The sequence below is a fragment of the Paraburkholderia sp. BR14312 genome, assembly GCF_040948675.1.
Classification (GTDB): domain Bacteria; phylum Pseudomonadota; class Gammaproteobacteria; order Burkholderiales; family Burkholderiaceae; genus Paraburkholderia; species Paraburkholderia nodosa_A.
Genome location: NZ_JBFPKI010000014.1, coordinates 93,360 through 117,176, shown reverse-complemented (window position 1 = coordinate 117,176; position 23,817 = coordinate 93,360). Strand labels below are relative to the sequence as shown.

26 protein-coding genes and 1 tRNA gene are annotated in these 23,817 nt (G+C 64.6%); 7 read left to right on the top strand and 20 right to left on the bottom strand.

The genetic code is table 11. From position 1 onward, the window contains the following. The first annotated feature begins 66 nt into the window (after positions 1–66). Both AB3X98_RS33265 and maiA read left to right on the top strand, forming a co-directional pair. Positions 67–765, top strand: coding sequence for a fumarylacetoacetate hydrolase family protein (locus AB3X98_RS33265; protein ID WP_342949527.1), 699 nt, complete (start codon positions 67–69; stop codon positions 763–765). 44 nt (positions 766–809) lie between these two features. Continuing rightward, positions 810–1,457, top strand: coding sequence for a maleylacetoacetate isomerase (gene maiA / locus AB3X98_RS33260; protein WP_368605849.1), 648 nt, complete (start codon positions 810–812; stop codon positions 1,455–1,457). A gap of 96 nt (positions 1,458–1,553) precedes the next feature. Here maiA and ftsY read toward each other — a convergent pair whose 3' ends face one another. Further along, positions 1,554–2,723, bottom strand: coding sequence for a signal recognition particle-docking protein FtsY (ftsY, locus tag AB3X98_RS33255; protein WP_368605850.1), 1,170 nt, complete (start codon positions 2,721–2,723; stop codon positions 1,554–1,556). A 283-nt stretch (positions 2,724–3,006) separates the two neighbouring features. Between ftsY and rsmD the strand changes: the two genes are divergently transcribed. The 3 genes from rsmD (at position 3,007) to AB3X98_RS33240 (ending at position 4,601) form a co-directional block, all read left to right on the top strand. Then, on the top strand, positions 3,007–3,648 hold the full coding sequence (gene rsmD, locus AB3X98_RS33250) for a 16S rRNA (guanine(966)-N(2))-methyltransferase RsmD (RefSeq protein ID WP_368605851.1): 642 nt from the start codon (positions 3,007–3,009) through the stop codon (positions 3,646–3,648). 108 nt (positions 3,649–3,756) lie between these two features. Next, complete coding sequence (gene coaD / locus AB3X98_RS33245; RefSeq protein WP_069264884.1) at positions 3,757–4,260, top strand: pantetheine-phosphate adenylyltransferase; 504 nt, start codon at positions 3,757–3,759, stop codon at positions 4,258–4,260. A gap of 80 nt (positions 4,261–4,340) precedes the next feature. Continuing rightward, positions 4,341–4,601 (top strand): YfhL family 4Fe-4S dicluster ferredoxin, encoded by a 261-nt coding sequence (locus AB3X98_RS33240; protein ID WP_368605852.1) that lies wholly within the window; start codon positions 4,341–4,343, stop codon positions 4,599–4,601. Positions 4,602–4,670: 69 nt separating this feature from the next. On the opposite strand, the gene hisC is transcribed toward AB3X98_RS33240, so the two are convergent. The 8 genes from hisC to AB3X98_RS33200 all read right to left on the bottom strand — a co-directional run bounded on the left by hisC (position 4,671) and on the right by AB3X98_RS33200 (position 11,937). Continuing rightward, a complete protein-coding gene (gene hisC, locus AB3X98_RS33235; RefSeq protein WP_368605853.1) occupies positions 4,671–5,738 on the bottom strand; it encodes a histidinol-phosphate transaminase in 1,068 nt (355 codons plus the stop codon). Positions 5,739–5,753: 15 nt separating this feature from the next. After that, on the bottom strand, positions 5,754–6,356 hold the full coding sequence (gene pth / locus AB3X98_RS33230; protein ID WP_342949522.1) for an aminoacyl-tRNA hydrolase: 603 nt from the start codon (positions 6,354–6,356) through the stop codon (positions 5,754–5,756). Positions 6,357–6,505: 149 nt separating this feature from the next. Continuing rightward, on the bottom strand, positions 6,506–7,114 hold the full coding sequence (locus AB3X98_RS33225; RefSeq protein WP_069264876.1) for a 50S ribosomal protein L25/general stress protein Ctc: 609 nt from the start codon (positions 7,112–7,114) through the stop codon (positions 6,506–6,508). A gap of 169 nt (positions 7,115–7,283) precedes the next feature. Next, a complete protein-coding gene (locus AB3X98_RS33220) occupies positions 7,284–8,240 on the bottom strand; it encodes a ribose-phosphate pyrophosphokinase (RefSeq protein ID WP_069265235.1) in 957 nt (318 codons plus the stop codon). Positions 8,241–8,329: 89 nt separating this feature from the next. After that, positions 8,330–8,406 (bottom strand) — tRNA-Gln (locus AB3X98_RS33215). A 50-nt stretch (positions 8,407–8,456) separates the two neighbouring features. Continuing rightward, positions 8,457–9,359 carry a 4-(cytidine 5'-diphospho)-2-C-methyl-D-erythritol kinase gene (gene ispE / locus AB3X98_RS33210; RefSeq protein ID WP_368605854.1) on the bottom strand — a complete coding sequence of 301 codons (903 nt, stop codon included), beginning with the start codon at positions 9,357–9,359 and terminating at the stop codon, positions 8,457–8,459. A gap of 80 nt (positions 9,360–9,439) precedes the next feature. Beyond that, positions 9,440–10,102, bottom strand: a complete 663-nt coding sequence (gene lolB / locus AB3X98_RS33205) for a lipoprotein insertase outer membrane protein LolB (protein ID WP_069264872.1) — start codon at positions 10,100–10,102, stop codon at positions 9,440–9,442. Next, positions 10,102–11,937 carry a tetratricopeptide repeat protein gene (locus AB3X98_RS33200; protein WP_368605855.1) on the bottom strand — a complete coding sequence of 612 codons (1,836 nt, stop codon included), beginning with the start codon at positions 11,935–11,937 and terminating at the stop codon, positions 10,102–10,104. The genes lolB and AB3X98_RS33200 overlap by 1 nt, the downstream gene beginning before the upstream one ends. Before the next feature lie 122 nt (positions 11,938–12,059). Between AB3X98_RS33200 and mutM the strand changes: the two genes are divergently transcribed. Beyond that, positions 12,060–12,890, top strand: a complete 831-nt coding sequence (mutM, locus tag AB3X98_RS33195; protein ID WP_069264868.1) for a bifunctional DNA-formamidopyrimidine glycosylase/DNA-(apurinic or apyrimidinic site) lyase — start codon at positions 12,060–12,062, stop codon at positions 12,888–12,890. Positions 12,891–12,905: 15 nt separating this feature from the next. Beyond that, entirely contained in the window at positions 12,906–14,039 is a 1,134-nt protein-coding gene (mutY, locus tag AB3X98_RS33190) for an A/G-specific adenine glycosylase (protein ID WP_368605856.1), read from the top strand. Positions 14,040–14,068: 29 nt separating this feature from the next. Here mutY and AB3X98_RS33185 read toward each other — a convergent pair whose 3' ends face one another. The 11 genes from AB3X98_RS33185 to kdsD form a co-directional block, all read right to left on the bottom strand. Then, entirely contained in the window at positions 14,069–14,707 is a 639-nt protein-coding gene (locus AB3X98_RS33185; RefSeq protein ID WP_069264867.1) for an LON peptidase substrate-binding domain-containing protein, read from the bottom strand. A 42-nt stretch (positions 14,708–14,749) separates the two neighbouring features. Beyond that, positions 14,750–15,643, bottom strand: a complete 894-nt coding sequence (gene rapZ / locus AB3X98_RS33180; RefSeq protein WP_069264864.1) for an RNase adapter RapZ — start codon at positions 15,641–15,643, stop codon at positions 14,750–14,752. A gap of 138 nt (positions 15,644–15,781) precedes the next feature. After that, positions 15,782–16,750 (bottom strand): HPr(Ser) kinase/phosphatase, encoded by a 969-nt coding sequence (gene hprK, locus AB3X98_RS33175; RefSeq protein WP_028201859.1) that lies wholly within the window; start codon positions 16,748–16,750, stop codon positions 15,782–15,784. A 201-nt stretch (positions 16,751–16,951) separates the two neighbouring features. Beyond that, positions 16,952–17,407 carry a PTS IIA-like nitrogen regulatory protein PtsN gene (gene ptsN, locus AB3X98_RS33170; RefSeq protein ID WP_069264863.1) on the bottom strand — a complete coding sequence of 152 codons (456 nt, stop codon included), beginning with the start codon at positions 17,405–17,407 and terminating at the stop codon, positions 16,952–16,954. 353 nt (positions 17,408–17,760) lie between these two features. Continuing rightward, positions 17,761–18,117: a ribosome-associated translation inhibitor RaiA gene (gene raiA, locus AB3X98_RS33165; protein WP_028201861.1), complete on the bottom strand. Its 357-nt coding sequence runs from the start codon at positions 18,115–18,117 to the stop codon at positions 17,761–17,763. 173 nt (positions 18,118–18,290) lie between these two features. Beyond that, complete coding sequence (locus tag AB3X98_RS33160) at positions 18,291–19,808, bottom strand: RNA polymerase factor sigma-54 (protein ID WP_368605857.1); 1,518 nt, start codon at positions 19,806–19,808, stop codon at positions 18,291–18,293. 274 nt (positions 19,809–20,082) lie between these two features. Next, positions 20,083–20,874 (bottom strand): LPS export ABC transporter ATP-binding protein, encoded by a 792-nt coding sequence (gene lptB / locus AB3X98_RS33155; RefSeq protein WP_069264858.1) that lies wholly within the window; start codon positions 20,872–20,874, stop codon positions 20,083–20,085. Further along, entirely contained in the window at positions 20,871–21,563 is a 693-nt protein-coding gene (gene lptA, locus AB3X98_RS33150; RefSeq protein WP_069264856.1) for a lipopolysaccharide transport periplasmic protein LptA, read from the bottom strand. The genes lptB and lptA overlap by 4 nt, the downstream gene beginning before the upstream one ends. A gap of 31 nt (positions 21,564–21,594) precedes the next feature. Then, positions 21,595–22,197, bottom strand: coding sequence for an LPS export ABC transporter periplasmic protein LptC (gene lptC, locus AB3X98_RS33145; protein WP_342949516.1), 603 nt, complete (start codon positions 22,195–22,197; stop codon positions 21,595–21,597). Continuing rightward, on the bottom strand, positions 22,194–22,748 hold the full coding sequence (locus tag AB3X98_RS33140; RefSeq protein WP_069264851.1) for an HAD family hydrolase: 555 nt from the start codon (positions 22,746–22,748) through the stop codon (positions 22,194–22,196). Before AB3X98_RS33140 ends, lptC begins: the two co-directional genes overlap by 4 nt. Continuing rightward, entirely contained in the window at positions 22,748–23,734 is a 987-nt protein-coding gene (gene kdsD / locus AB3X98_RS33135; protein WP_069264850.1) for an arabinose 5-phosphate isomerase KdsD, read from the bottom strand. The genes AB3X98_RS33140 and kdsD overlap by 1 nt, the downstream gene beginning before the upstream one ends. Positions 23,735–23,817: the final 83 nt, after the last annotated feature.

Genomic DNA, 23,817 nt, shown 5'->3' with positions numbered 1-23,817 from the left:
CGCAAGCCGCGCGATCGACAGGCACGCGTGCTTCGTGCACGCGCCATCACAAAGACGGAGAACTCCATGACGTACGTATTCGAACCGGCGGCACTCGCCTCGGTGCCGGTGGCAGGCACCGACACGCGTTTCCCGGTGCGGCGCATCTATTGCGTTGGCCGCAACTACGAAGCGCATGCGCGCGAGATGGGCCACGATCCGAACCGTGAACCGCCGTTCTTCTTCTCCAAGCCCGCCGACGCCGTGCTCTACGTTGCACCGGGCTCGACCGCCGAATTTCCGTACCCCGCACAATCGCAGAACGTGCACTTCGAGATGGAACTCGTCGCGGCAATCGGCAAAGGCGGCAAGGACATTCCGGTCGCGAGCGCGCTCGACCACGTGTTTGGCTACGCGCTCGGCCTCGATATGACACGCCGCGACTTGCAGGGCGAGGCGAAGAAGCTCGGTCGTCCGTGGGATACGGCCAAGGGCTTCGACCATTCGGCGCCGATCGGCCCGATCCATCCGGTTTCAAAGATCGGCCAGCTCGAGAAGGGCGAAATCTGGCTCGCAGTCAACGGCGAGGAGAAACAGCGCTCGGATATCTCGCAGATGATCTGGCCGGTTGCCGACACGATCGCGTTCCTTTCGACGCTGTTCGAACTCAAGGCCGGCGACCTGATCTACACGGGCACGCCCGAAGGCGTGGGCGCCGTGGTCAAGGGCGATCTGATGACGGGCGGTGTGGCAGGAATCGGCGAATTCGCCGTGCGGGTCGTCTGAGCGGCGCGCGCCGCATCACGATTCAAGAGGAGCAAGAGAGGAGCATGAAGCTTTACAGCTATTTCCGCAGTTCGGCATCGTATCGGGTGCGAATTGCGCTGAATCTGAAGAACCTGTCGTACGAGTACGTCCCGGTTCACCTCGTGCGCGACGGCGGCGAGCAGCTCAAGCCCGCCTATCGCCAGGTGAATCCCGATGCGATCGTGCCGTCGTTCGTCGACGACGAAGGGCACACGCTTCAGCAGTCGCTCGCGATCATCGAATATCTGGAAGAGACGCATCCCGAGCCGCCGCTGCTGCCGAAGTCGCCCATCGATCGCGCTCATGTGCGCTCGCTCGCGCTGCAGGTGGCGTGCGAGATTCATCCGGTGGACAACCTGCGCGTGCTCAAGTACCTCAAGCACACCGTAGGCGCCGACGACGCGACGAAAGACGCGTGGTACCGCCACTGGATCGAGGCGGGCTTCGCGACGCTCGAACAGCGGCTCGCCAGCGATCCGCGCACCGGCAAGCTCGCTTTCGGCGACACGCCGACCGTCGCCGATCTTTGCATCGTGCCGCAGGTCTACAACGCGAACCGCTTCAAGATCGACACGACGCGTTACCCGACCATTCAGCGCATCAACGACTACGCGCTCACGCTCGACGCGTTCGCGCGCGCCGCGCCGGGCGTGCAGCCGGACACGGAGTGAGCGCATGACCGGTTTGCACTCGCCGCGACAATGAAAAGGGCGTCGTTCGTGAGAACGACGCCCTTCGTCCATCTAAAGCCGGGTAATTGCGCGCTATCAGCTGCCAAGCAGCGCGTCGGCGAATTCTTCGGCCACGAACGGCTGCAGATCTTCGACCTTTTCGCCCACGCCGATGAAATACACGGGGACCGGGCGTTGCCGCGCGATTGCGGCGAGGATGCCGCCCTTGGCGGTGCCGTCGAGTTTCGTGACGATGAGGCCGGTGAGGCCGAGCGCGTCGTCGAAGGCCTTGACCTGTGCGAGCGCGTTCTGGCCCGTGTTCGCGTCGATCACGAGCACCACCTCGTGCGGTGCGCCGTCGAACGCCTTGCCGATCACGCGCTTGACCTTCTTCAGCTCGTCCATCAGATGCAATTGCGTGGGCAGGCGGCCAGCGGTGTCGGCCATCACCACGTCGATGCGGCGCGCGCGCGCGGCGCTCACGGCGTCGAAGATCACCGCTGCCGGATCGCCGCTTTCCTGCTGCACGACCGTCACGTTGTTGCGCTGGCCCCAGATGGCGAGCTGTTCGCGCGCGGCGGCGCGGAACGTGTCGCCGGCGGCGAGCAGCACGCTCTGGTCGAAGCTTTGCAGATGCTTGGCGAGCTTGCCGATGCTGGTGGTCTTGCCCGCGCCGTTCACGCCCGCGATCATCATCACGAGCGGCTGCGCGCGGCCGAGCATGAGCGACTTCTCGAGCGGCTTGAGCAGGCCGATGAGCAGCTCGCGCAGGGCGTTCTTCACCTGCTGTGCGTCGGTCAGGCGCTCGGCGCGTACCTTCTGGCGCAGCGTTTCGAGCAGATATTCGGTCGCGTCGACGCCCGCATCCGACATCAGCAGCGCGGTTTCGAGCTCTTCGTAGAGATCGTCGTCGATCTTCGCGTTGACGAAGATGCTCTGGATGTTCGAGCCGGTTTTCGAGAGCCCCGACCTCAGGCGCTTGAGCCACGATTGCCTGGCTTCGGGCTCGAGCGCGGGCGGCGGGACAATCTCGACGGTTTCCGGTTCGTCGTCATTGTCGACGGCTTGCTGCGGCTCGACCGGAGCGGTCACGGCCGGTGGAGCGGAGGGCGCGGGCGACGTTTGGTGCGGCGCGCTGGCGGCCTCATCAACGGCCTCATCAACGGCCTCGTCCGGCGCCTCGAGAGTGGCTTCGTCCTGCGCATTCTCGGCCGGCGCGTTCTCGGCGTCCTTCGAGCCGCGGAATCGTTTGAAGAAACTGAACATGGTCTGGGGTGGGTCAGGCGCGCTGCGGGTCGGACCGAGGGGCGGTCAGCGACAGCATGGAAGAGGTAACGCGCGGAAAACATGGCATTTTATCAGGCGCGTTAGCTGGAGTCGCTGCGGCATCGCCGTGGGAGCGTTGCGGCGCGCACGCGGCACCTGCGCGCCCCTGTGGTAACGTGCGCGCATTGGAGGGCGCGATGCGAAAGCGTCGAACCCCACAGTCGAGTTCCGCCGGCAAGTTGAGTGCCAGCGGTCAAATGCACGCAGCGGTACGACCCAACGCATGACCCGTTCCTCACCTTCACGTGGCCAAGGCGGCCGCACCCATCAGCCCGATCCCCGCGCACGTGGCGGCGGCGGTGCGCACACGATCCGCATCATCGGCGGCGACTGGAAGCGCACGCCGCTGCCGGTGCTCGACCTCGACGGTTTGCGTCCGACCCCCGATCGCGTGCGCGAAACCGTATTCAACTGGCTTGGCCAGCGTCTCGACGGTCTGCGTTGCCTCGACCTTTTCGCGGGCAGCGGCGGCCTCGGCTTCGAAGCGGCCTCGCGGGGCGCCGCGCGCGTCGTGATGGTGGAGCGCAGCGCGCGCGCCGCCGCGCAACTGCGCTCGAACCAGGCGCGCCTTGGCGCGCGCATGATCGAAATCGCAGAAGCCGACGCACTGCGTCTCGCGGCCAATCTCGCGCCAGGCTCGTTCGATGTAGTGTTCCTCGATCCCCCGTTCGGCGACACCGCGCTGCTCGAGCGCTCACTCGAACTGGCTGCGCCGCTCGTCGCCCCGGACGGCTGGCTTTACGTGGAGTCAGGTGAGCGTATCGATCCAGCTGCGCGGCCCGCGCTGGCGGGCTGGAGCGTGGTGCGCGAGGGCCGGGCCGGCGCCGTTCACTATCATTTGCTGCAGCGCGAAAATGAGGAATAATGCGCGTTCGATAAGAAGCGGCGGGCGGCCTGGCCGTCACGCACGCACGTGCGCATGCGTCGCCACGGCACTGCATTGCGCCCCATTTCTGTTGAGAGGAGAAGCCTCATGGTAGTCGCCGTGTACCCCGGTACCTTCGACCCGCTCACGCGCGGCCACGAAGATCTCGTGCGGCGCGCGTCGAGCATTTTCGACACGCTGGTAGTCGGCGTTGCGGACAGCCGCAACAAGAAGCCTTTCTTCTCGCTCGACGAGCGGCTCGAGATTGCCCACGAGGTGCTCGGCCACTATCCGAACGTGCAGGTCATGAGCTTCAAGGGGCTCCTGAAGGACTTCGTGCGCACCAACAACGCACGCGTGATCGTGCGCGGCCTGCGCGCGGTGTCGGACTTCGAGTACGAATTTCAGATGGCGGGCATGAACCGTTACCTGCTGCCCGACGTCGAGACGATGTTCATGACGCCATCGGACCAGTATCAGTTCATTTCGGGCACGATTGTGCGCGAAATCGCCCAGTTGGGCGGCGACGTGAGCAAGTTCGTGTTTCCGTCCGTGGAAAAGCGCTTGCAGGACAAGGTGGCCTCGATGGGCGCCCCGGTTACGAAGGTGTGAACGCCCGGCCAAAGCAGCGTAAACTGTCGGGCTAAGCAACGTGTGAGCCGGCCTTCGCGCCGGCGGGAAGTGAGAACAGCATGGCCCTGATGATTACCGACGAGTGCATCAATTGCGACGTGTGCGAGCCCGAGTGCCCGAACGACGCGATCTCGATGGGCCCGGAAATCTATGTGATCGACCCGAAGAAGTGCACCGAATGTGTCGGCCATTTCGATGAGCCGCAATGCATCCAGGTGTGCCCGGTGGAGTGCATTCCCAAGAATCCGGAGCATGTCGAGTCGCCCGAGCAGTTGATGCAGAAGTACCACGCGCTGACGGCCGCGAAGAACCACGCCTGAATCGCGCAATTCTGCGGAAAGTAAAAAACGCGCCAACTGGCGCGTTTTTTATTTCATCCCGCCGTCTTCTTACGCGACGATGGCCTTCAATGCGTCGATAAGCGTGTCGCACTCGGCATCCGTCCCGATCGAGATACGCAGATGCTGTCTCACGCGCGGCGCGTTGAAATGGCGCACGAAGATCTCCTTTTCGCGCAGTTTGGCCGCAAGTGCCGCCGCGTCGTGCGCAGAATGCGTCGCGAACACGAAATTCGCCGCCGAAGGCACCACGTCGAAGCCGAGCGCCGTGAGCGCGGCCGTCAGGCGATCGCGGCTGGCGATCACGCGCGCGCTCGTGGTCTTCAGCCACTCGCCGTCTTCGTAAGCGGCCGTCGCGGCGGCTTGTGCCAGGCGGTCGAGCGGGTACGAGTTGAAGCTGTCCTTTACGCGGTTGAGCGCATCGATGAGATCGGGGTGGCCGAACGCGAAGCCCACGCGCATGCCCGCGAGCGAGCGCGATTTCGAAGTGGTGTGCACGACCAGCAGGTTCGGATAGCGGTCGATCAGCGCAATCGCCGACTCGGCGCCGAAATCCACATACGCTTCGTCGATCACCACCACGGATTCCGTGTTCGCCGCGACAAGCCGCTCGATTTCCGCGAGCGGCAGCGCGTGACCCGTGGGCGCATTCGGATTCGGGAAAATCACGCCGCCATTGGGCTGGCGGTAATCGTCGACGCGAATCGTGAACTGTTCCGTGAGCGGCACGGTGCGGTACTCGACCTCGTAGAGCCGCGCGTAGGTCGGGTAGAAGCTGTAGGTGATGTCGGGAAAGAGGATCGGCTCGTCGTGCTTGAGCAGCGCCTGGAAGGCGTGAGCGAGCACCTCGTCCGAGCCGTTGCCGACGAACACCTGCTCCGCGCGGATGCCGTGATGCGCGGCCACGGCGGCGCGCAGACGCTTCGCGACGGGGTCGGGATAGCGGCGCAGCGACTCGCCCGTCTCGCCCAGTTCGTGGCGGATCGCTTCGAGCACGCGCGGGGAGGGCGCATACGGATTCTCGTTGGTGTTGAGCTTGACCGGTTTCGCGAGCGCGGGCTGCTCGCCCGGCACGTAGGGCACGAGCCGGTCGACGATGTCACTCCAGTAACGACTCAAGACGCTCTCCTTGTTTCAACCGTTGCGATGCAGCTGCATCACCGCGCGTTCGGCCTCGCCCTTCACGAACGTCGGCATCACGGCGAGCGCGCGTTCGATCGATGCGTCGATGACCTCCTGCTCTTCGCGGCGCGGCGGCTTGAGCACGAAGTTCGCGACATCGGGCTTTGCACCGGCGCGCGCGCCTTCGGGGATCAGGTCGCGCGGATGGCCGATGCCGATGCGCAAACGCCAGTACTGCTGCGTCGACAGATGCGCGGATATGTCCTTCAGGCCGTTGTGGCCGCCGCTGCCGCCGCCGAGCTTGAGCTTGACGGCGCCGGGCGGCAGATCGAGCTCGTCGTGCGCGACGAGGATCTCATCGGGCAGGATCTTGAAGAAGGCCGCGAGAGCGACGACCGATTGCCCCGAGCGGTTCATATAGGTCTGCGGTTCGAGCAGATGCACTTCCTCGCCGTAGAGTCGCGCCTTCGCGTAGTGGCCGTGGAAGCGCCGCTCGTCGCGCAGCGTCGTGCCGGCTTCGCGCGCGAGCTGGTCCACGAGCCAGAAGCCCGCGTTGTGGCGCGTCGCCGTGTATTCGGCGCCCGGATTGCCGAGCCCGACGATCAACCTGATCATTGTGGTGTTCCGCTTGCGTAAATCGATGAACTGACCCGCAAGTGTACGAAAAAGTGCGAAAAAAAACCCGCCGGGGCGAACCGCGGCGGGTCACGTCGACCGTTTCAGGGAAACGGATCGAGAGGATCGGCTCATTGAGGCCGCTGCGCTTACTCCGCAGCCGGCGCTTCTTCGCCTTCAGCAGCCGCCTGGGCGCCAGCCGGCACGGGTGCCGACACGATGACCGGGTTTTCCACTTCGACGTGCTGAACCAGCGTCACGCCTGCGGGCAGGGTGATGTCCTTGGCATGCAGCGATTGACCGGCTTCGATCTTGGCGAGGTCGACTTCGAGGAATTCCGGCAGTTGGCCCGGCAGGCACTGGATTTCGATTTCAGCCAGAACGTGCGAGATGATCGCGCCACCCGTCTTCACAGCCGGGTTGGTTTCCTGGTTCATGAAGTGCAGGGGCACCTTCGTGTGGATCTTCTTGCTCGGATCCACGCGCTGGAAGTCCACGTGCAGCACGAGCTGACGGAACGGGTGGTATTGCACGTCGCGCAGCAGCACTTGCTGCGACTTGCCAGCCACTTCGAGGTCGAGGATCGACGAGTGGAAGGCTTCCTTCTTGAGGGCGTGCCACAGCGCGTTGTGATCGATTTCGATCAGTTGCGGCTCGGCGCCGACACCGTAAACGATGCCAGGGGTCTTGCCAGCAATGCGCAGGCGGCGGCTCGCACCCGTACCTTGCAGGTTACGCTCGAAAGCGATGACTTTCATTTGATTCTCCATTGCACTGCCCGCGACCAGGCAGTAAAACGGGGCCTTTTCAGCAGAATGCCTGCCTTCCGGCCCCCAGCGATGCAGCGCGAACCATCGTCCGTTCGCGCCGATTACGTGCAAAAGCGCGGCGTCCTTGCGAACACCGCGCCTTGCGCGACAATTCTTTTTAGCTTTCCGCGAACAGCGACATCACCGAGTCGCCGCGACGGATACGCGAGAACGTTTCGGCGAGAAGTCCTGCGCTCGTGAGCGAGCGGATCTTCGCGCACGAACGCGCTTCGGCGCCCAGCGGAATCGTGTCGGTCACGACGAGTTCGTCCAGAGCCGAAGCGGCGATGCGCTCGCCTGCGCCACCCGAGAGAACCGGGTGCGTGGCGTAAGCGAACACCTTCTTCGCGCCGCGTTCCTTCAGCACTTGCGCTGCCTTGCAGAGCGTGCCGGCGGTGTCGACCATGTCGTCCATGATCACGCAGGTGCGGCCTTCGACTTCACCGATGATGTTCATCACTTCGGCGACGTTCGCCTTCGGACGACGCTTGTCGATGATGGCGAGATCGCAATTCAGTTGCTTGGCGAGCGCACGGGCGCGCACCACGCCGCCGACGTCCGGCGAAACGACCAGCAGGTTCTCGTGATTCTGCTTGCGCAGATCGCCGAGCAACACGGGCGTCGCGTAGATGTTGTCGACGGGAATATCGAAGAAGCCCTGAATCTGGTCAGCGTGCAGATCCATCGTGATGATCCGCTCGACGCCGGCGATTTCCAGCATGTTCGCCACGACCTTCGCCGAGATGGCGACGCGCGCCGAACGGGGGCGGCGGTCTTGACGGGCATAGCCGAAGTAGGGAATAGCTGCGGTGATCCGGCCTGCGGATGCGCGCTTGAGCGCATCGACCATGATCATCAGTTCCATCAGGTTGTCGTTGGTCGGCGCGCAAGTCGACTGAAGGACGAAGACGTCCTTGCCGCGCACGTTTTCCTGGATTTCGACCTGGATTTCACCGTCGGAAAATCGGCTAACCATAGCCTTACCGAGGGGAATACCGAGGATCTTGACGACTTCCTGGGCAAGCGCGGGATTTGCGTTGCCAGTAAAAACCATCAGGCCGTCATGGCTGCTCATCATGCACCTGCTGCGGACTTTGGGGGGCGAGAGGAACTACTTGGGCGAACTGCTCTGGGTAACCCACAGAGCGAACTGCCTGGAATTTTTGGCAGGGGAGGAAGGACTCGAACCCTCGCATGCCGGAATCAAAATCCGGTGCCTTAACCAACTTGGCGACTCCCCTACACTCAACTTTGAGCCTGACTGACCGGTAGGACGATCAACCATGCAAAACTATGCCGCGAAAGCGAAGAGTGGATGCTTGTTCAGACTCGAGGCTACCGCGCTTCGCCAGTCCGGTTGTTCCGCAAGCAGTCTGGCCTGTGCCGATTCTGCTTCGGACCGACTGGCGAATGCTGCAAAAACGCTGGCACCCGATCCGGTCATCCGCGCTGGTGCGATGCTGCTCGAGACACTCTCAAACCATCGAAGCACCTGCGCTACTTCCGCGTATTTTCCTGCGACAACCGCTTGCATATCGTTATGACCGAAGCTGTCTGGCCATCCGTTCTGCGTTGCTTGCTGTGCAAGAAAGACTGCAATTGTGCAGGTCTTTGTGTCCCTTGTCAACGATTTTTCTGAAAAAATTTCGGCAGTAGGAACATGAACCCGCGGCGTCACGACCAAAAAATGACGCGGGGGCAATTGTACAGCCTCGAGGGCTTCGCCAACACCCTCCGCGAACGCATTTTTCCCGAACACGAAGAAGGGCACGTCCGCGCCCAGTTCGAGTGCGAGCGCCTGCAATTGCTCGCGTTGCAGGTTGAGCTTCCAGAGGCGGTTGAGCGCGAGCAGCGTCGTGGCCGCGTCGGAGCTGCCGCCGCCGAGACCCGCGCCCATCGGCAGACGCTTTTCGATATCGATCTCGACACCCTCGCTCGTGCCCGTGTGTTCCTTGAGCAGCGTCGCGGCGCGCACGGTGAGGTCGTGCTCGGCAGGTACGCCTTCCACTTCCACGGTGCGCGTGATGCGGCCGTCGTGGCGGCGCGTGAAATGCAGCGTGTCGCCCCAGTCGAGCAACTGGAATACGGTCTGCAGATCGTGATAGCCATTGGGGCGCCGGCCCGTGATGTGCAGGAAGAGATTGAGTTTCGCGGGCGCTAGGCAGTCGCGCAGCGAGTCCTGGGTTTCGATCATGATGCTCTTGGGATGATGCCTGGATTCTGGCCGGCGCGTGCCGGCCAGATATTGCTGATGAGAGACCGCAACCGGCCCGCTTACTGGTCGAGCACGAGCTTGATCTGGAGCGGCGGTGCTTCGCGCGTGAGATTGACGCGTTTCACGCCATTGGCCGGCGCGTCGGCATAGGCGACGTAATCGATGGTCCAGCCGTCCTGCTCGATCTGCGAAAGCCGCTGCGGATTCTGCGAGTCGGGCGTAGTGCGCGCATGCGAGGTGGGCGCGACCGAAGGCTGCAGCCAGTAGCGCAGCCCTTCCACGGGCAGGGCAAAGCCGAGCGCCTGCTGCATGAGCGTGCTCACGTTGTCGGCCGTGAGCGGCTGGCGGTTGGGCAGTTCCAGCGTGGCTTGCGATGGCGCGGAAGTGACGAGCGCGAGCGTCTGGCCGAGCGGATTGAGCAGTTGCAGCGTCACCGTCGAATCGGTCTCGTGCCAGTCGAAGTTGCCGTACGCGTTGCGCTGCTGGCCGTTCTGATCGACATATTGAACGGCGAAGCGGCCATGATAGGCGCGGTTCGTCTGCGTACTGAGCGAGGTCGTGGCGTTCGAGGTGGAAGGTTGGCGCGGCGGCTGCTGCGTCGCGCAGCCCGTCAGCGCGAGGAGCGCGGCCGCCGCTGCGCCGAGCGACGCGCGCCGTACGAAACTGGCTGCGCGCGCAACGGTGAGGGCCTGGGGGGAAATCGAAGTGAAAAAATCTGCCATCAGAGATCGTTGACCTGGAAGCGTTTGAGCGTCTTCAGGAGCGTGTCGTTGTCGGGTTCGAGCTTGCGGGCCTCGCGCCAGGCGGCGCGTGCGCCGTCCTGGTCGCCGTTTTTCCAGAGCACTTCACCGAGGTGCGCGCCTATTTCCGCGTTCGGCTGAAGGCTGTAGGCCTTGCGCAAGAGCTTGATCGCGTCGGCATTGTCACCCAGGCGGTATTTGACCCAGCCCACACTGTCCATGATGAACGCGTCGTCCGGTGCGAGCGACGAGGCTTTTTCCACCAGTTTGTCGGCTTCCTGCAGGCGCTGATTGCGGTCCGCAAGCGAGTAACCGAGCGCGTTGTACGCCTGCGGATTGTCGGGCTGCGTCTTGATCAGCTTGCGCAGTTGCGCTTCCATGACGTCGTAGTGGCCGGTTTTTTCCGCAGCCATCGCGTAGTCATAGGTGAGGTCCGGGTCGTCCGGGAAGTCGGCGGTCGCCTTCGCGAGCCGTGCCTCGGCTTCCGGGTAGCGCTTCGCGTCGAACAGGATCGCGGCGTCGGTGCGCGCGATCAGCGCCTGGTCGCGCGGATCGTCGGCCTGAATGCTCGCGAGCTGACGGCGCGCGTCGTCGGTCTTGCCTTCCTTGTCCAGGATCTGTGCGCGCGTGATCTGGGCCGGCACATATTGCTGGCTGTTGGGCTGGATCTTGTCGAGCCACTTCTGTGCGCCGGCGTCGTCCTTCTGCTCGACCGACAGTTGCGCGAGGTAAATATAGGCCTGACCTGGGTCGGCGGCCGGATTCTTCTCGGCAACCTGCGCGTATTGCGTCAGATACTTCTGCGCGGCGTCGAACTTCTTCTGCTGAACGCTGATGAGCGCGAGCGCCATGAGCGGCATCAGGTCGGTCGCGTTGTCCTTGTGCAGAATCTCGAACTGCTTCTGCGCGTCGTCGAGGCGGTCGGCAGCGAGATAGGTCTGCGCGAGTGCGAGACGCCCTTCACGCGACTTCGGGTTCTGCTGGACGTATTTTTCGATCGACGCAATGCCTTCGGCGCGCTCCTCCGGCCCCATCTGCGCGAGCATCAGCGCGGCGGGAAGGTAGTCGGGCTTGAGCGCGAGCGCCTGCTCGAACGACTTGCGTGCGCCGGGTGCGTCGTCGGCGAGCAGCTGCTGGCGGCCGATCGCGAGCTGCGCCTCGGGACGGTTCATGTCGTCCTTGAGCAGCGTTTTGAGCACATTCAGGCCGCCCACGCGATTGGGACCGCGCGAAAGCAGAAGCTGCAGTGAGAGGATCGCCTGGCCACGGCTGTCGGCCGGTACCTTCGCGAGTTCGCGCGCAAGCAGCGGCTGGGCGTCGTCGGGCCTGCCCGCGAGCACGAGGAGTGACGCGTCGAGCTGCGCCGCGCGCTCGGAATCGGGCGCGTACTGCTGCCAGAGCTGCACCGCATTCAGGGCGTCGGACGGGCTTTGCGCCGAGAGCGCGATTTCCGTCGCGCGCTGCGCCATGCGCGGGTCGTGCGTGTCGCGCGCGAGCGCGAGATACGTTTGAAAGGCGGGGGCAGGCTGGTCGCGCTGCAGCGCGATTTCCGCGGCGAGCACCTGGAAGACGATCTGGCTCGACAGCGGAACGGCCGGCAGATCCTTCTTCTCGTCGGGCGAGGGGGGGCCGAAAGCGTCCGGCATGGTGACGGAAGTGTCGTCCGTGTCAGGGGACGGATCCTGCGCATATGCGCTCGACGTGGTCAACGCCCAGGCGGCGAGAACTGCGGCGCCAACGAGGCGACGCGCGAAGGCGGCAGGGGCGCGGGGCGTCGCGGGACGCTTCGCGAACAGCTTAACGAAAGACAGTTCCATGGAATTCCGTCGAATGTTTCGGTCGATTGTAACGCGCTGGCTACAATACGCGCACAACGCGCACACACGTTTATGCAAGTTGCAGACCAACCCGGACCAGCATCCGAATCAGGCCGCGAGATATGCCAGAGTTGCCAGAAGTTGAGGTTACCCGAAGGGGGATCGAACCGTGGGTCGCGGGCCGCCGCGTCGAGCGTGTGGAGGTGCGCAACCCCGCATTGCGCTGGCCCGTGCCGGCTACGCTCGCCCGTACGCTGCGCGGCCGCACGATACGTTCGGTTGGGCGGCGCGGCAAGTATTTGCTGTTCGAGGTCGACGAAGGCTGGTTCATCGTGCATCTCGGCATGACCGGCACGCTGCGCGTGCTGCGCAATCTGCCGAAGCCGCCGGCCGCGGAGAAGCACGATCACGTCGACTGGTTCTTCGACGACTTCACGCTGCGCTTTCGCGACCCGCGCCGGTTCGGCGCCGTGCTCTGGCACCCGCGCGAGGCTGGCGACGTGCTCGGCCATCCGCTGCTGGCGGCGCTCGGCATCGAGCCGTTCACACCGGCCTTCGACGGCGCACTGCTCTTTCGCGAGACCCGCGGCCGCAAGGTCGCCGTCAAGCAGGCTCTCCTCGCGGGCGATATCGTGGTGGGCGTTGGCAATATCTACGCATCGGAAAGTCTGTTCCGCGCCGGTATCCGGCCGACGACCCCGGCGGGCCGCGTTTCGCTCGCGCGCTACGAACTCCTCGCGGATGCCGTGCGCGCCGTGCTCGCCTCGGCCATCGAGAAGGGCGGCAGCACGCTGCGCGACTTCGTCGGCAGCAACGGCGAAAGCGGCTATTTCCAGCTCGAATACTTCGTTTATGACCGCGCGGGCCAACCCTGCCGCGTGTGCGGCACGCCGATCAAACAGATCGTGCAGGGCCAGCGTTCCACTTATTTCTGTCCGCGCTGCCAGCGCTGAGCGCCAGGCATTTCCATGTACCGAACTTCTTCCACTTCCGTGCCGCTACCGGCTGGCGCGTATCCCGCTGAGCTGCTTACCGGTTTCGCGCCGCGCCTGATCGCCTGGCAGCGCGAGCATGGCCGTCACGACCTGCCGTGGCAGAACACGCGCGACCCGTATCGCATCTGGCTCTCGGAAATCATGCTGCAGCAGACCCAGGTTTCGACCGTGATTCCGTACTACACGCGTTTTCTCGAGCGCTTTCCGACGGTCGAAGCGCTTGCCGCTGCGCCCGACGACGACGTGATGGCGCTCTGGGCCGGCCTCGGCTATTACTCGCGCGCGCGCAATCTGCACCGCTGCGCGCAGGTCGTGGCCGATACCCACGGTGGCAAGTTTCCGCAGACGGTCGAGGCGCTCGCGGAGCTGCCCGGCATCGGCCGTTCGACGGCGGCGGCGATCGCGTCGTTCGCGTTCGGCGCGCGCGAAACGATCCTGGACGGCAACGTGAAGCGCGTGCTCGCGCGCGTGTTCGGCGTGGAAGGCTTTCCTGGTGAAAAGCGCGTGGAGAACGCGATGTGGACGCTCGCCGAAACGCTCGTGCCGGGTCCCGAAGCGAGCGACGCCGACGTGAGCGCGTACACGCAAGGCTTGATGGATCTTGGCGCGACGCTGTGCGGGCGGGGCAAGCCCGACTGCGCGCGCTGCCCGTTCGCGCAGGACTGCGTGGCCAACACGACGGGACGTCAACGCGAACTACCCGCCGCGCGCCCGAAGAAGGCCGTGCCCACGCGGCGCACGTGGATGCTCGTGCTGCTCGACGGCGATGCGGTGATGCTGGAGAAGCGCCCGCCATCGGGTATCTGGGGTGGGTTGTGGAGCTTGCCCGAAGCCGCGGACGAACCCGCGCTCGCCGAGCGCGCGCGAGACTTCGGAGTGACGCCGGAGCGCGCGGCGTCGAGTTCGGCGCTCATGCCGCTCACGCATACGTTCACGCACTTCAAGCTCGACATCGAGCCGCGCGTGATCGAACTCAAGCGCAATGCCGCGCCGCTCGAAGCCAATGATGGACAGAGCGCATGGGTGTCGCTAGGCAACATCGACGCGTATGGCGTGCCCGCGCCGGTGCGCAAACTGCTCGATGGTTTGCGTGGACCGCTGATCTGAGTCAGCGAGCAAGCCGCATCAACGCTGCATCAAAGCAGCTGATGCTGCTGCATGTAGTGATGCACGATTTCGATACGCGCGCCCGCGTCGTTCAATTCCATGAGCTTCTGACGCGCGCGCAGCGCGATCGGCAGCACCTCGGCCAGACGGTTCGATACCCACGAGGGATCGTCGAAGCGGAACGGCTCCGCAAACGGCAGGCTCGCGGAATCGCGCTCGCGGATCGTCGCGATGATGCGCTCGAGCACTTCCGCACACGCGCCGAATTGCGCGAGCTGTTTGCCGCCTTCCAGTGGAATATCTTCGGGGATCAACTCGGCCGTGCCCACGAGCAGGCCGTCGGCTTCCACGCGATGCGAGAGCAGATGAAAGCGTTGCGTGCCGTGAGCCTGGATATGCAGCATGCCGACGGTCTCGACATCGCATTGCTCGATGAGCGCGAGGCATCCCACGGATTCGGGCACGGCAGTCGTCTCGTCGGGCTGCGCGACTTCCGCGCCACTTTTGAGCAGGCACACGCCGAACGGCGTGTGCTCGCGCAGGCACTCGCTCGCCATGTCCAGGTATCGCGCTTCGAAGATCTTGAGCGGCAGCAGGCCGCCGGGGAACAGCACCGTATGCAGCGGGAACAACGGCAAACGGCCAAGCACGGCAGGAGACGAGGACATGGCGCAACGCTTTCGGTTAAGGGCCGCGCGATGCGCAGCCGGTTAGGCGATCAGCCGTGACGACTCTCCGACATCGAGAGGCGCGTCGCGGTGACGCACGATAACGTTCGACTCGCCGGCAAAGCGCGTGGCGAGCGTCTGGGCGATGTACACCGATCGATGTTGTCCGCCCGTGCAGCCGATCGCAACGGTGAGATAGCTGCGGTTGTCGGCGCGAAAATGCGGCAGCCACTTCGCGACGAACGCATAGACATCGTCGATCATTTCGTGGACGGCCGGCTGCGCATTGAGAAAGTCGATCACGGGCTGATCGAGCCCGGTGAGCGGCCGCAGGCGGGCGTCGTAATGCGGGTTCGGCAGCGTGCGCACGTCGAACACGAGGTCGGCGTCGAGCGGTACGCCGCGCTTGAAGCCGAACGATTCGAACGTGAGCATGAGCGAGCCGCGCTCGCCGCCGACGAACACCTTCACCCACTGGCGCAGTGCGTTGGAACTCAGGTTGCTCGTGTCGACCTGATGGCCGAACTCGGCGAGGTTCGAAACGAGTTCACGCTCGTGCTCGATCGCTTCTTCGAGTGACTTGAGCATGCCCACGTTGGCGTCGTGCGCGGCGGAGCCCGAAAGCGGATGGCGGCGGCGCGTTTCCGAGAAGCGCTGGATGAGCGACTGCGTGCTCGCGTTGAGGAAGAGCACGCGCACATCGTGGCGAAGCGCCAGGTCGCGGATCATCTCCGGCATGTCGTCGAACGACGAACTCGAGCGCGCATCGATAGCGACGGCGAGGCGTTCGTAGCCGTCGTCGCTGAGATATTGGGCGAGTTGCGGTAGAAAGCGCGGCGGCAGATTGTCGACGCAATAATAGCCGACGTCTTCGAGCGCATTGAGCGCCACTGACTTGCCGGAACCCGAAATGCCGGTGATCAGGATGATACGCATGGGAGAGTCGATGAACCCGATTGGGTCATCATAGCATCCGATCCGCGCGCCTGTATTGGCTCTCCGGGCCGCAGGCGCTCGTTTCGAGGGCGCGCACGGCGTACATTGCGCGCCTCGCCGGCCTCACCGCTTCGGGCGTCAGATCAGCTTGCCGGGAAACTGGCTGTCGGGGTCCTGCATGGCGAGACGCTGGCGGTCCATGAAGTCGCGCAGGGTGTCGATACCGCGCAATTGCAGGATCGTGTTGCGCACGGCGGCCTCGACCAGCACGGCGAGGTTGCGGCCCGCGGCCACCTGGATCGTGACCTTGCTGATGGGCAGGCCGAGCACGTCGACGGTCTGGCTCTCCAGCGGCAGACGCTGGAACTCGCCGTCCGGGCGGCGCACGAGTTGCACGATGAGCTTGAGCTTCATCTTCCGGCGCACGGCCGTTTCACCGAAGATCGTCTTGATGTCGAGCAGGCCGAGGCCGCGCACTTCGAGCAGGTTCTGCAACAGCGGCGGGCAGCGCCCCTCGACGAAATCGGGGCCGAGGCGCACGAAGTCCACGGCGTCGTCGGCTACGAGGCCATGGCCGCGGCTGATCAGCTCCAGACCCAGCTCGCTCTTGCCGAGACCCGAGTCGCCCGTGAGCAGCACGCCCATGCCGAGAATGTCGAGAAACACGCCGTGCAGCGTCGCGCGCGGCGCGAGAATGCGCGACATGTAGAGGCGCAGGCTGTCGATGACGGTGGCCGCCGACATCGGCGTGGTGAAGAGTGGCGTGGAAGAACGCGTGCAACGCAGCACCAGTTCGGGCGGCGCGGTCATGCCGTCGGCGACCACGAGAAACGGCGGTTCGAGCGCGATCAGCTCGGCCATGTGGCGCGAGCGGTCTTCGTCGGTCTGGCGCTGGTAGTAGTGAATTTCGGCGTCGCCGAGCACCTGGATGCGGTTCGGGTGGATCAGGTTCAGGTGACCGACGAGGTCGGCGCTCGCCGTGGCCGTGGCCACCGTTTCGGTCGAAAAGCCGCGTTCCCAGCCTTCGTGCCCCGTCAGCCAGCTGAGTTTCAGCGTGGTGGCGTTGTCGTCGAAGATGCTTTGGGCGTTGATGCTGGAAGTGTCCATGAGTCGGTGACTCCGCGAGATGACTCGCTTAACGGCTGACTGAATTGCTGGCTAAATAATCCGCGCGACCTGGCCTGGGTGCGCTACCTGGGTGGTTCACGGCTGCCGGCGCCTTACGCTTCACCCCTGCAACGAGCGTCGAGCGCGCGCTGTTCGGCCGCGCGTACCGCGACCGCGCCTCGCAAGACGCCGCACATTACATCAAGGTTGCCACTGGGTGAGCAGGCGATGCAACGTTTCGCGGTCTTCTTCCGTATGGAGCCGCTCACGCGTTTCGCGATCCGACAGTAGTTGTGCGATCTCGGACAGGATTTCAAGGTGCTGCTGCGTGGCCTGTTCGGGCACGAGCAGGAAGATCAGGAGCGACACGGGCAGGCCGTCTGGCGCTTCGAAGGCGATCGGCTCGGCGAGGCGCACGAAGGCGGCCTGCGGCTGCTTCAGGCCCTTGATGCGGCCGTGCGGGATCGCGACGCCTTCGCCGAGGCCCGTGGAGCCGAGACGCTCGCGTGCGAAAAGATTGTCGGTAACCGTGCTGCGGGCGATGCCGTTCTGGTTTTCGAAGATCAGGCCAGCCTGCTCGAAGACGCGTTTCTTGCTGGTGACGGACAGGCCGACGACGACGTTCTCGATGGGAAGTATTTTGGCTAAACGATTCATGTTGGCAGGCGAAAACGTGGCCTGAATGCTCCACACCCCGACAGCTGACCGCTTTGGCGGAAGCTTTGGATCTGGCGACGAAGCCCGGTGCCGGGACCGTGGGGACCTGTTGGCGCGTTAGACCCCGTAATACGACTGGACCATTATAGAACAAGCGTCCACGCCGATGGTGCGATGCGCCACGCATGAGCGCAACCCTCGTTGCCCGGTTGCACCCAGCGGTAAAACCCTGCATTGCGCGTACTCACGAAAAAGCCGCCCGGTTTGGGCGGCTTCGCTTCGAGGGGCGGAGGATGAACTATCGACTCCAGCCCCGGTTCATGGCGTGAATCGCCACACAGGACACTGTGGGATCACTGCGGCGGGATTTCGATGATGGGCGCAGGCTGGTGCTTGATCGCCTCATGTTGATGTCCCTGCACGCGGTCCTTGTGACGTACGACCTGGCGGTCCAGCTTGTCGACCACGAGATCGATGGCGGCGTACATGTCGCCGTTCGCGCTCTCCACAAATATGTCCTTGCCTTTCAGATGAAGGTTCACTTCGACCTTCTGTCTCTTATCCTTTTCCTTATGGTTGTCGACCGAGAGGACCACATTGCCATCGATTACCTGATCGAAATGTCTTAGCACCCTGTCCAGTTTGGTGATCACGTATTCTCGCAACGCTGGCGTTACTTCGAGATGGTGTCCACTGATCTTCAGATTCATAGTGCTTCTCCAGGCTGATGGCCGCGTGACGCGTGAAGTGCGGCAATGCCGGTCGACTGTCTGCCAGAACGCGGCTCCCCGAAAGGCCTGCGACGGCGGGCGAACTCGGCCGGCCATGTCCGCCAACGGGCGTAGCGGCCGGAAAACGCCTGCTCCGAAAAAGCCGGAACAGGCTAAAGAGACTTGCGCAGATTGACGGCTGGAATCTTCAGCGCCTCGCGATACTTCGCAACGGTGCGTCGCGCGACCACGAAGCCCTGTTCTGCCAGCAGTTCGGCTATGCGGCTGTCTGAAAGAGGAGATTTGGTGTTCTCGGCTCCTATGAGTTGCTTGATGAGGGCGCGGATGGCGGTGGACGATGCAGCGCCTCCGGTGTCCGTCGATACATGCGATCCGAAGAAGTACTTAAATTCAAGTGTCCCGAATGGAGTCAGCATGTATTTACCGGTTGTCACACGCGAGACAGTTGATTCGTGTAGGCCCAGCGTATCAGCAATCTCCCTCAAAACCAAGGGGCGCATGGCGATTTCGCCGTGCACGAAAAAGTTCTTCTGACGCTCGACGATAGCCTGCGCGACACGCAGGATCGTCTCGAAGCGCTGCTGGATATTCTTGATGAGCCAGCGCGCTTCCTGCAGCTGCTGGCGCAGCGAACCGCTAGCCGGATCGCCACGGTTGTTGCGCAGGATATTCGCGTACAGGTGGTTGATGCGCAGCTTCGGCACCACCTCGGGGTTGAGTTCCGCATGCCAGTTCTGGCCGGTCCTCTTCACGATGATGTCGGGCACCACGTAATCGGCTTCGGCCTTGCCATACGACGAACCCGGGAACGGTTCGAGCGAACGGATCAGCGCATGCGCGTCACGCAGCTCGTCGTCGCCCGTCTTCAGTTGCTTGCGCAACCGCGTGAAGTCGCGCGCGGCGAGCAGTTCGAGATAGTTCGACACGATTTCGAGCGCGAGCGTGCGCGTGGGCGACGAAGTGACGCGCAACAACTGCAGCTTGAGGCACTCGGAGGCCGAGCGCGCGCCCACGCCCGCGGGGTCGAAGCTATGCAGCAGCGCTAGCGCGGCATTGAATTCGTCGGCGTCGACTTCGAGTTCTTCGGGAATGTCGGCAAGAATTTCCTCGCAGGTCGCGCTGAGGTAGCCATCTTCGTCGAGCGATTCGATGAGAAACGTGATGAGCGCGCGGTCGCGCTGGCTCGCGTTCGTTTCGCGCAACTGCGCCATGAGATGGTCGCGCAGCGTGGTGGTCGATTCGTGGATCTGCAGCGGCGGCAGGTCGTCGTCGTCGGAGGCGTTGCCCGAGCGGCCGTAATCGTCCAGGTTCCACTGGCTCGCGTCGCCGTTCGCGTCGCCGCCAAGGCCGTCGTATTCGTCCACGCCTCGCGGCTCGCTCTCGTTGTTTTCGCCGCTGCCGTTGGACGTCGAGGTGGAACTGTTCGCGCCCTGCATCGGCTCGGCGCCGGAGGGCGCGGGCGGCTGCGCGATGACCGAGCCGTCCGCGGCCACGCGCAGCGGGCTCGCGATCCAGTCGTCCTCGTTCTCGAGCAGCGGGTTCTGCGAGATCGCCGTCGCGACCTCCTGCTGCAGTTCGAGCGTCGACAGCTGCAGCAGCCGGATGGACTGTTGCAGTTGTGGCGTGAGCGCAAGATGCTGCGAGAGGCGGAGTTGGAGGCTGGCTTTCATGGCGGTGTGCGAACCATTGTAAAGAGTTTGCCACGCGGACGAAACCACGGGGCACTCGCAAAAACGAGCGTGCGCCACGCCGGTGCCTGCCCGGAATTTGGTGCGCAAACAGGGGCGCTCCCGGGCCTGCCATGCACCGCTTTGGGGGCAAGGTCGAGCAGTTACACGGGGAAACGCGAAAGATGAGGCCGGAAAAACGCGAAAGCGGATCGCGCGCGCCCGGGTGGGCGCTGCGGGACTGCGGTGAACGGGCGCGCGAGGCGCGCCCGGGGGCTTACATGCGGAAGTGCTCGCCGAGATAAACGCGGCGCACGTTCTCGTTCTCGATGATCTCGCCGGGCGCGCCGGCCGCGAGCACGCTGCCGTCGCTGATGATGTACGCGTGATCGCAGATGCCGAGCGTCTCGCGCACGTTGTGGTCGGTGATCAGCACGCCGATGTTGCGCTGCTTCAGGAACTTCACGATCTTCTGGATTTCCAGCACGGCGATCGGGTCGACGCCTGCGAACGGCTCGTCGAGCAGGATGAAGCTCGGATCGGTTGCGAGCGCGCGCGCGATTTCGACGCGCCGGCGTTCGCCGCCCGAGAGCGACAGCGCCGGATTCTCGCGCAGATGCGCGATTTGCAGCTCCTCGAGCAGCGCTTCGGCGCGCTCGGTGATGACGTCTTTCGACAGACGTTTGCCGTTGCCGTCGACCTGCAGTTCGAGCACCGCGCGGATGTTCTCCTCGACCGTGAGCTTGCGGAACACCGAGGCTTCCTGCGGCAGATACGAAAGACCGAGCGCCGCGCGCTTGTGGATCGGCAGAAGGCTGATGGAGCGGCCGTCGAGGTCGATCTCGCCGGCGTCGAGCGGCACGAGACCCACGATCATGTAGAACGACGTGGTCTTGCCGGCGCCGTTGGGGCCGAGCAGTCCGACCACTTCACCGCTCTTCACGTCGAGCGACACGTCCTTGACGACGGTGCGCGAGCCATAGCGCTTCTTCAGGTTGCGCACGACGAGCGTGCTCGTCTTGCCGGCCAGCTGGCGGCCGTAGCTTTGGGTGGCGGTGACGGTATTCACTGTGGCGGCGCTTCCTGCAGCTTGGTGGACGGCGTGAGGGCGGCCGGGGCGCCGGCGGGCGGTTGTGCGCCGGTGGCGGTGTTGCGCGGCGAGAGCATCGCGCGAACGCGGCCGCCGGGGTTGCCGGGACCCGCGACGTCCTTGCCGGAGCGCGCCGTGTAGAAGTCGTTCTGGCCGTCGTACGTGACGACGCTGCCGTGGACCTGATCCATCACCGTCGAGAGACCCTGCAGGCGGCGCACCGTCGCGCGCGTCGTGAGCGTGGTGAGGTCCTGCTTGCCGTCGTAGTCGATGCGCTCGGCCGTGCCGTCGACGTATTCGTCGAGGCCTTCGCGCTTCTGGCGGAAGTAGGCGAGCTTGTCGGCGGGCGTGCCCGGCGCGACGGTGCCGGTCGCGAACTGGTAGCCCTGCGGGTCCTGGGTGACGACGAGCTTGTCGGCCTTGATGAGGATCGTGCCCTTGGTGGCAACCACGTGGCCCGTGAAGACGGTCTGCTGCTTCAGATCGTCATAGGTCATGTTGTCCGCTTCGATATTGAGCGGCTTGTCCTTGTCGGCGCGCTCGGCGTGGGCCGCGGGCGCGAGGCCGGCGAACAGCAGCGCGCTGGCGAGCGCCATCAGCGCCGCGAAGCGTGCGCGGCGGGCGTCAGGCGAACGGCCGTTCAGTGGACGGGGAAGCGAATCGTTCATGCAATCGTGCCTTGCGTGGACGGCCCGGCGTTCAGGACGAGCCGCCGGAGTCTGCCGGGGCGATGGCTCCACGGACGTTGCCGAAGAGCTGGATGACCCGGGAGACATTGTTGTAGTTCATGCCGCTGGTGGCCGTCATGACCGACTGGCCGCGTCGAAGTTTAACCGGCTTTTCGGTCAGGATCACATCGTCGTTCACGAGCACTTTGAAATGCTCGGAATCAGCCTGCATTTCGGGGTCGCCGGCGCCCGCCGCGCGCAGAATGCGCGCGTTGTCGTACAGATTGACGATCGAGGCGTCGGCGTTGACCGTGCCGCGCAGCCCGGTGGCCGTGACGATCGGCTTGCCGGGCTGGAATGCGCGCACGGCCGGGTTCGTGAGGTCGCTGTTCTCGTCGTCCTCGTAGTGAACCATGTGCGTGGCCGTGAGCCGGTACTGCGTGGCGCCCGACTGGTCGAGCTCGGACACCGAGAAGTTATCGGCGAAATAATCGGGCGTATGCGTGGGCGCACGCGGCGCCGCCTCCTTCTCGCGCGGCTGGACGGCCTGCAGCAGCCACCACGTGAAGCCGGCGAGCGCGGCAACGCACACGAGCGGCACGAGCGACGTGAGGCGGAACTTCTGGTGGTTCATCGCGGCATCCCGGCGAGCGGCGCGCAGGCCGCGGCGAGCAGGGCGTCGTAGCGGTTCTGCGCGCGCAGGATCAGGTCGGTGACTTCGCGCACGGCGCCGTGGCCGCCCACCTTGTCGGACACCCAGTGGGCGCGCGAGAGCACGTCGGGGTGGGCGTTCGCGGGCGCAGCCGCGAAGCCGCACTGGAGCATCACGCCGAGGTCGGGCCAGTCATCGCCCATGTAGCCGCACGCTTCGGGCGCAATGCCCGTTTGCGAGAGCAGCTCGGCGAACGCGACGCGCTTGTCTTCCACGCCTTGCCACAGATGCGTGATCTTCAGTTCCTTCGCGCGCACGGCGACGATCTCCGAACGGCGCCCGGTGATGATGGCCGTGTCGATGCCGGCTTCGCGCAGGAGCTTCGCGCCGTGGCCGTCGAGCGAGTTGAACGCCTTCATCGTGTCGCCCGCGCCGGTGAAGAGCAGGCCACCGTCGGTGAGCACACCGTCGATGTCGAAAATCATCAAGCGCACACGCGCGGCGCGCGCGGTTGCGTCGAGTGGGCTAGCCATCAGATCACCTTCTTGGAGAACAGGTCGTGCATGTTGAGGGCGCCGATCAGCGTGCCCTCGGCATCGACGACCAGCATCTGATTGATGCGATGGCGCTCCATCAGTTCCACAGCTTCGACGGCAAGTTGGTCCGGGCCGATCGTGCGCGGGCCTTTCGTCATGACCTGAGCGATCGGCAGGTCGCGGAAATCGCCCACGCGCTCGAGCACACGGCGCAGGTCGCCATCTGTGAAGATGCCCTGCACGTGGTTGTCGGCGTTGACGACCGCCGTCATGCCCATGCGTTTGGCCGTGAGCTGGAAGAGGGCGTCGCGCACGGTCACGTCGTCGCGCACCTTCGGGATTTCGTCGCCCGTGCGCATCACGTCGCGCACGTAGGTGAGCAGGCGCCGGCCGAGCGCGCCGCCCGGATGCGAGCGCGCGAAGTCGTCGGCACCGAAGCCGCGCGCGTCGAGCACCGCGACCGCGAGTGCGTCGGAGAGCGCGAGTGCCGCCGTCGTGCTGGCGGTGGGCGCGAGGTTCAGCGGGCAGGCTTCTTTCTCCACGCCGGCGTCCAGATGCACGTCGGAAAGCTGGCCGAGCGTCGATTGCGGGCGATTGCCCGTCATGCCGATGAGCTTCGCGCCAATGCGTTTGACGAGCGGCAGGATCGCCACGAGTTCTTCGGATTCGCCGGAGTTCGACAGGCCGATGAAGACGTCGTCGGCGGTGACCATGCCGAGGTCGCCGTGGCTCGCTTCCGCCGGATGCACGAAAAACGCCGGGGTGCCCGTGGAGGCCAGCGTGGCCGCGAGCTTGCGGGCAATATGGCCCGATTTGCCGATGCCGGAAACGACCACGCGTCCACGGCAGCTGAGGATGAGGTCGACCGCGCCGACGAAGTTGTCGTCGAGCCGGTCGCGAAGCCCGCGCACGGCGTCCGCTTCGATGTCGAGCACGTTGCGAGCGAGCTTCAGCGCCCGGTCGCCATTGATTTTCGCTATCATCCGCGGAGTATAGCAAAGGCGTCTGCGCGCCGCGCCGGCGCCCCCAGCGCCAAAACCCCGTGCGCGAGCCGCCGGGCTTGCCC

Excerpts from the sequence above, each read along its gene's own strand:
- AB3X98_RS33265 (WP_342949527.1), top strand. The coding sequence starts at position 67 with ATGACGTACGTATTCGAACCGGCGGCACTCGCCTCGGTGCCGGTGGCA.
- maiA (WP_368605849.1), top strand. The coding sequence starts at position 810 with ATGAAGCTTTACAGCTATTTCCGCAGTTCGGCATCGTATCGGGTGCGA.
- ftsY (WP_368605850.1), bottom strand. The coding sequence starts at position 2,723 with ATGTTCAGTTTCTTCAAACGATTCCGCGGCTCGAAGGACGCCGAGAAC.
- rsmD (WP_368605851.1), top strand. The coding sequence starts at position 3,007 with ATGACCCGTTCCTCACCTTCACGTGGCCAAGGCGGCCGCACCCATCAG.
- coaD (WP_069264884.1), top strand. The coding sequence starts at position 3,757 with ATGGTAGTCGCCGTGTACCCCGGTACCTTCGACCCGCTCACGCGCGGC.
- AB3X98_RS33240 (WP_368605852.1), top strand. The coding sequence starts at position 4,341 with ATGGCCCTGATGATTACCGACGAGTGCATCAATTGCGACGTGTGCGAG.
- pth (WP_342949522.1), bottom strand. The coding sequence starts at position 6,356 with ATGATCAGGTTGATCGTCGGGCTCGGCAATCCGGGCGCCGAATACACG.
- AB3X98_RS33225 (WP_069264876.1), bottom strand. The coding sequence starts at position 7,114 with ATGAAAGTCATCGCTTTCGAGCGTAACCTGCAAGGTACGGGTGCGAGC.
- AB3X98_RS33220 (WP_069265235.1), bottom strand. The coding sequence starts at position 8,240 with ATGAGCAGCCATGACGGCCTGATGGTTTTTACTGGCAACGCAAATCCC.
- ispE (WP_368605854.1), bottom strand. The coding sequence starts at position 9,359 with ATGATCGAAACCCAGGACTCGCTGCGCGACTGCCTAGCGCCCGCGAAA.
- lolB (WP_069264872.1), bottom strand. The coding sequence starts at position 10,102 with ATGGCAGATTTTTTCACTTCGATTTCCCCCCAGGCCCTCACCGTTGCG.
- AB3X98_RS33200 (WP_368605855.1), bottom strand. The coding sequence starts at position 11,937 with ATGGAACTGTCTTTCGTTAAGCTGTTCGCGAAGCGTCCCGCGACGCCC.
- mutM (WP_069264868.1), top strand. The coding sequence starts at position 12,060 with ATGCCAGAGTTGCCAGAAGTTGAGGTTACCCGAAGGGGGATCGAACCG.
- mutY (WP_368605856.1), top strand. The coding sequence starts at position 12,906 with ATGTACCGAACTTCTTCCACTTCCGTGCCGCTACCGGCTGGCGCGTAT.
- AB3X98_RS33185 (WP_069264867.1), bottom strand. The coding sequence starts at position 14,707 with ATGTCCTCGTCTCCTGCCGTGCTTGGCCGTTTGCCGTTGTTCCCGCTG.
- rapZ (WP_069264864.1), bottom strand. The coding sequence starts at position 15,643 with ATGCGTATCATCCTGATCACCGGCATTTCGGGTTCCGGCAAGTCAGTG.
- hprK (WP_028201859.1), bottom strand. The coding sequence starts at position 16,750 with ATGGACACTTCCAGCATCAACGCCCAAAGCATCTTCGACGACAACGCC.
- ptsN (WP_069264863.1), bottom strand. The coding sequence starts at position 17,407 with ATGAATCGTTTAGCCAAAATACTTCCCATCGAGAACGTCGTCGTCGGC.
- raiA (WP_028201861.1), bottom strand. The coding sequence starts at position 18,117 with ATGAATCTGAAGATCAGTGGACACCATCTCGAAGTAACGCCAGCGTTG.
- AB3X98_RS33160 (WP_368605857.1), bottom strand. The coding sequence starts at position 19,808 with ATGAAAGCCAGCCTCCAACTCCGCCTCTCGCAGCATCTTGCGCTCACG.
- lptA (WP_069264856.1), bottom strand. The coding sequence starts at position 21,563 with ATGAACGATTCGCTTCCCCGTCCACTGAACGGCCGTTCGCCTGACGCC.
- lptC (WP_342949516.1), bottom strand. The coding sequence starts at position 22,197 with ATGAACCACCAGAAGTTCCGCCTCACGTCGCTCGTGCCGCTCGTGTGC.
- AB3X98_RS33140 (WP_069264851.1), bottom strand. The coding sequence starts at position 22,748 with ATGGCTAGCCCACTCGACGCAACCGCGCGCGCCGCGCGTGTGCGCTTG.
- kdsD (WP_069264850.1), bottom strand. The coding sequence starts at position 23,734 with ATGATAGCGAAAATCAATGGCGACCGGGCGCTGAAGCTCGCTCGCAAC.